This window comes from Nonomuraea maritima (assembly GCF_900100395.1).
In the GTDB taxonomy this organism is placed as follows: Bacteria; Actinomycetota; Actinomycetes; order Streptosporangiales; family Streptosporangiaceae; genus Nonomuraea; species Nonomuraea maritima.
Genome location: NZ_FNFB01000066.1, coordinates 1 through 4,743 on the forward strand (window position 1 = coordinate 1; position 4,743 = coordinate 4,743).

Sequence of the window (4,743 nt, forward strand, 5' to 3'; positions counted from 1 at the left end):
CACGCCGCTCGTGTGGTGCTGGGACAACTTGAGCGTGCACCTGGTCGCCGAACTGGCCCGCTTCGCCGAGGCCAACGCCGACTGGTTACGTATCTACCAGCTTCCGGCCTACGCCCCCGACCTGAACCCGACTGAAGGCGTCTGGTCGCTGATGCGGCGCTCCATGGCCAACTTCGTGGTCACCGACCTGACCACACTCGTCCGGATCGTCAAGCGCAAGCTCAAGAAGATTCAGTACCGGCCCCACCTGATCGATGGCTGCCTGGCTCAGACCGGACTCATCATCGAGGAGACCACCGTGACCACATGACCGGCTCTACGAATTCAACCTGTGTAGGTCAAGTGTCTTGATAACGGTGACGTCGGTGTCGCCGAACCGATAGACAGTCAACGCGAAGATGTGATGGGGAGTGTCCGGGAGGAACTTGTGCGGATCTTGGTGGGTTGCTTAGCCGCTGTGGTGATGGCCCCGTTCGTCGGGTTCTTCTTGTTGATCGCCATCCCGATGTGGCGGGACAATGCCCGTTTCGATGACTTTCAAGAGCGAGTGCTGGCCTATCCGCTGCCACCGCAGACCCGCATCAAGGGCGACATCGACGCCACGTTCGGCAGGAACAGCAGCGGCAACGGAGACTACTGCGAGTACGGCGTCCAAATGGTGCTTCAGACCGCGCTGTCGCAGAAGGAAATCCGCGCCTATTACAGCAAGGCCGCCATCACGGGCGCCGACGGCAGAGATGAAGCAGAGGTCTCCATGGACTTCGGCGACGACAGTGACAACGGTGGAGCCGTCACAGTGAAGTTCACAGACCTCACTCACAGCGACTGGAACGTAACCTGCTCATAGACGTCCGTGTGATCACGTAACAGGGTAGGCGTCTTCCAGCTCATGACGATCGGCGGGAAGCAGCACCTCTACCACCACCAGAGGCCGGCCCGAGGCATCCCGGACAGCACCGAACACAGCCAGAAGCGGCACGTTCTTCGGCATGCCGAGCTGCTTGGCCTCGCCGGCGGTGGGCATGCGCGCGGTGATCTGCTCCACGATGTGATCGAAACGCACGCCCTTGCGCGCCTTCAGATGCTCACGGATGCCCTGCGGCAGCGGCTCACCGCTGGTCAGATCAGTGCCTTCCGACAGCTCCAAGGGCAGCCAGAGCGACACCAGCTCGGTTGGCTCCCCGTCACGGGTCACCAGGCGTCGGCGCAGGAATGCCCGGCTCTTGGGCTGCGTGTCCAGCAACGTGGCCACACGGTTGGGTAGCGCGACCGCACCGGCCTCCACCAGTTCACCGGGGGAGTCGGTCTCGGGACTGGTCAGGTACGCCTGTCCACGCCGGTTGGACTCCACCGCCGCCATCGCGGGACGACCGCGTACGAACCGGCCCTTGCCCTGCTGCGACTCGATCCACCCCTGCTCGCGCAGCACCCGCAGCGCGGCCACCACGGTCGGCCGCGAGACGCCGAACTCCGCGATGAGCTGGTGCTCGCTGGGGAGCAGAGAGCCCGGTTGGTAGGTTCCCGACTCGATACGCCGTTGAAGGGCCTGCACAAGCTGCGCATACTTCGGCGGTACGGACTCTAGCGACATTTTGACCGTCCAACACCCGACAGGTTGTTTTACCAAGTTTGAGCGTAACCCGAGTCCAGCCCGCTCGTCCACATGTTCACCGGGGCAGTAAGAGGCCCGGCAGGCAGCCGCGGAGGTAACGGGGGCGCTCCTCCCATGGGCATGGACTCGACCGCTTGCCGGACGATGCGGCGCGACGAAGCAGGGAAAGACCTGCCCCGTACCCCTCCGTACGGAGGTGTCACCGCCCCGCCGCGCCTGCCTGCTACTTGGAACGCATCCGGCGCTGGGAAGCGGGGGAGGTGCGCTGGCCGCGCACGCCCTACCGGCTGGCACTCACCCAACTGACCGGCTTGCAACCGGAGGCACTGGGGTTCTCGCAGAACAGATCGACCAGCGGCCTCATCGAGGCGTCCGCCATCCTGCCGATGGACGCCCTACGGGCCGAGGCCGACCTGTACGGCACCATGGAACTCGCCCAGCAACTCCAGGCGTCCGACGTCGGCACCGGCACCCTGGAAGCACTTGCCGAAGCCGTCGATCTCCTGTGCCGCGCCTATCCCGTTGTTCCGGCCGCCACACTTCGCGACCGCACACAGAAACGCCTTGCCCAGGTCAACCGGCTGCTCAGCGGACGGCTCACGCTCGACCAGCACCGCGAACTGCTGGTCATCACCGGCTGGCTCACCGCCCTCCTCGGGTGCGTGCACTACGACCTGGGCGAGCGAGAAGAAGCAGAGACCGCCCGCCGAGCCGCCTTCGAAATGGGCCGCCAGGTCGGCCACAGCGAACTCATGGGATGGGCACACGAGATGTCAGCCTGGTTCGCCCTCGTCGAAGGCCGCTACGAAGACGTCGTCACGGCCGCCCGCATGGGCCAGGCCGTAGCCGGCCAATCCAGCGCCATGGTCCAACTCACCCTGCAAGAAGCGCGCGGCCTGGCCCGCATCGGCGACCGCCGCGAAGCCGACCGCGCCCTCACCCGCGGAGCCGAAGTACTCGGCAGATTCGCCATCCCGGAACATCCCGACCATCACTTCGTGTTCGACCACGCCAAGTGAGTCTTCTACGCCGCGACTTGCTACACCTGGCTGGCCGACGACGACCGAGCCGAGGAACACGCCCTCGAAACCATCCAAATGCACACCCGCCCGGACGGCACCAGCAACGCCCCCATGCGTGTCGCGGATGCCCACATCGACCTTGGCATCGTCCACGCCCGACGCGGCGACCTGGACGCAGCCGTCGAGCAAGGCCTTGCCGCCTTCGACATCGACCGCCGATCCCTCACCGACCTCGTCAACCGCGCCGGAGACCTCGACCGCGTCCTACGGCAGCGCTACCGCCGCGAAGCCCTTGCCGAAGAGTTCCACGAACGATTCATCACCGCACGCAGAGCGCTGACCAGTCGCCGCCCAGACCTGCTCGACTGACCGCCAAGGCGAGACTGCTCGCGCCCTGCGTCCGCTCGGCGGCCGGGCATGCGGTCTGGGGGCCGGTCCCGGCCGCCAGCGACTCCGGGCGCTGAGCGGGCTTATTTGTCGTTCTTATGTCGTACAGTCTCGACGCAGCCGGACGCTCTTGTTCACTAGGAGACCCTTTGACGCTGAACGTAACCGTAGCCAGCAGATACCTCAGCGTGCAGACCTCGGACTTCCGGCTTACACGCGGAGATACCGGAGCCATCACCAGCAATTCAGCCCAGAAGCAGGTGGTCCTCCACTACATGGGATGGTCGGGTCTCCTGTGTTACACAGGCCTCGCAAGTTAGGGCAGCCATGACACGGCCAAGTGGCTGGGGCGAATCCTAGGTTAGATAATGGCGTAAGGGCGCTGCTTATGATCGCCTTGCTGTGATCGATCGACATACGAACCGGCCGATCTTCGCGTCATCGGTGGTAACAGCTGACTGCGCACCTCAGCGCGCGGAAGCGCCCTCCGTAAGGAAGATCACGGTCGCGAACTCGTCTGGCGTATGTCCCGAATCCCACAGCACGATCATCTTTTATCCCAGGCCCACGCCCGCTTCCACTTCGGACGGGTCGAGGGCAGACGGGACGATCTCAGACGGGCGGGATGCGCGCATCGCGCGAGAAGCCCAAGGTCACGGGCTCGTCGCCGTGCAATTGGCGTGCAATTAGACAGGGTAACGAGGGGTCAATCACGGTCACTCATGGCCAGGTTTCCGCGCAGCTCAGAGCCCTCACATGCCGTGATCCTTGCAGTTCCCCAGCTGACAGCGGCAGTCCGATTGCTCGCTCGACCTGCTGGCGTATTCACCAACAGCGAATGTCCCAGCCGCCGCCATCGTGGCCATTATCCTGCACCTCGACGATGATTTTTTGGCGGTCGTCGTCTGTCCAAGAAGACGATGACTGAGACAGCGTCCATACCCGTATTTCTAGCGGCCTGTCTCCATCTACAGGTTCGATGTTCGCATCCTGGTAGCGCTTCAGGATTTGTTCCGCCGTCATATACGTGTCGAGATCGAAGCGGACACGGTAACCGCACATGTCCTTATGGCCACCGCCCGGCATCACCGCGGCCTGTGGTTCGTAGGTGCCGAAGTCTGTTCCGGGGGGCAGCGGATAGGCCAGGACGCGGTTTGCAAGATTGTCGAGGTGATGATCATGAACCCATGCGGGCGCCATGGCCACTACGTAGAGAAGAAGCAGGGGGGCTACGACGAACAGTGTCAGGCGGTACCATCGCCGCCTTCCATTCGACGGAGGGCCGCCCGTATTGTTTTGTAAATCTGATAAGGCTTCCGACACGGGCTCCATCCTATTCAGAGGTGATCATGTCAGTCCATCTTGTCTCGTATGAGGACTTCTCGGAAGACGTGTCCATCCCCTGAAAGCGTGGAGACTCGGTTATGCGGCGATGGTCTCCTGAGACCTCGCCGTGGCGGCTGCTCGCGCGGTCATGATCTGCTGCTCGTAGACGATCGGGGGCAGCCCGTCGGCGGCGCTGTGTCGGCGGCGGGTGTTGTAGAAGTCGGCGATCCAGGTGGCGATCTTCAGGCGGGCCTCGGCCCGGGTGGCGAAGTGGTGCCGGTGGACGTATTCGACCTTGAGGATGGAGTTGAACGATTCGGCGGCGGCATTGTCGAGCGCGCACCCGACCCGGCCCATCGACTGCACGACGCCCCAGTGCCGGCAGGCGGCCTGGAA

At 63.9% G+C, this 4,743-nt stretch carries 7 protein-coding genes; 4 read left to right on the forward strand and 3 right to left on the reverse strand.

Annotated elements, in window-relative coordinates; translation table 11 throughout:
* Together BLR04_RS39245 and BLR04_RS39250 are read left to right on the forward strand one after the other, a co-directional pair.
* The coding region (locus BLR04_RS39245; RefSeq protein ID WP_218129355.1) for a transposase at positions 1-310 on the forward strand (310 nt) is incomplete at its 5' end.
* A gap of 117 nt (positions 311-427) precedes the next feature.
* Positions 428-847: a hypothetical protein gene (locus tag BLR04_RS39250; protein WP_143022452.1), complete on the forward strand. Its 420-nt coding sequence runs from the start codon at positions 428-430 to the stop codon at positions 845-847.
* A gap of 12 nt (positions 848-859) precedes the next feature.
* Here BLR04_RS39250 and BLR04_RS39255 read toward each other — a convergent pair whose 3' ends face one another.
* Positions 860-1,591, reverse strand: coding sequence for a GntR family transcriptional regulator (locus BLR04_RS39255; protein ID WP_090774257.1), 732 nt, complete (start codon positions 1,589-1,591; stop codon positions 860-862).
* A 248-nt stretch (positions 1,592-1,839) separates the two neighbouring features.
* Here BLR04_RS39255 and BLR04_RS39260 point away from each other — a divergent pair, with 248 nt between their 5' ends.
* Both BLR04_RS39260 and BLR04_RS39265 read left to right on the forward strand, forming a co-directional pair.
* On the forward strand, positions 1,840-2,631 hold the full coding sequence (locus BLR04_RS39260; RefSeq protein ID WP_143022453.1) for an NsdA family TPR-like regulatory protein: 792 nt from the start codon (positions 1,840-1,842) through the stop codon (positions 2,629-2,631).
* Positions 2,632-2,709: 78 nt separating this feature from the next.
* The gene (locus BLR04_RS39265) at positions 2,710-3,003 is read left to right on the forward strand and encodes a hypothetical protein (RefSeq protein WP_090774261.1); all 294 of its coding nucleotides are present in this window, start codon (positions 2,710-2,712) and stop codon (positions 3,001-3,003) included.
* A gap of 843 nt (positions 3,004-3,846) precedes the next feature.
* On the opposite strand, the gene BLR04_RS40330 is transcribed toward BLR04_RS39265, so the two are convergent.
* Both BLR04_RS40330 and BLR04_RS39270 read right to left on the reverse strand, forming a co-directional pair.
* Positions 3,847-4,344, reverse strand: coding sequence for a hypothetical protein (locus tag BLR04_RS40330; protein ID WP_143022454.1), 498 nt, complete (start codon positions 4,342-4,344; stop codon positions 3,847-3,849).
* Between the two features lie 99 nt (positions 4,345-4,443).
* Positions 4,444-4,743: integrase core domain-containing protein (locus BLR04_RS39270; RefSeq protein WP_143022387.1), on the reverse strand; the 300-nt coding region annotated here is incomplete at its 5' end.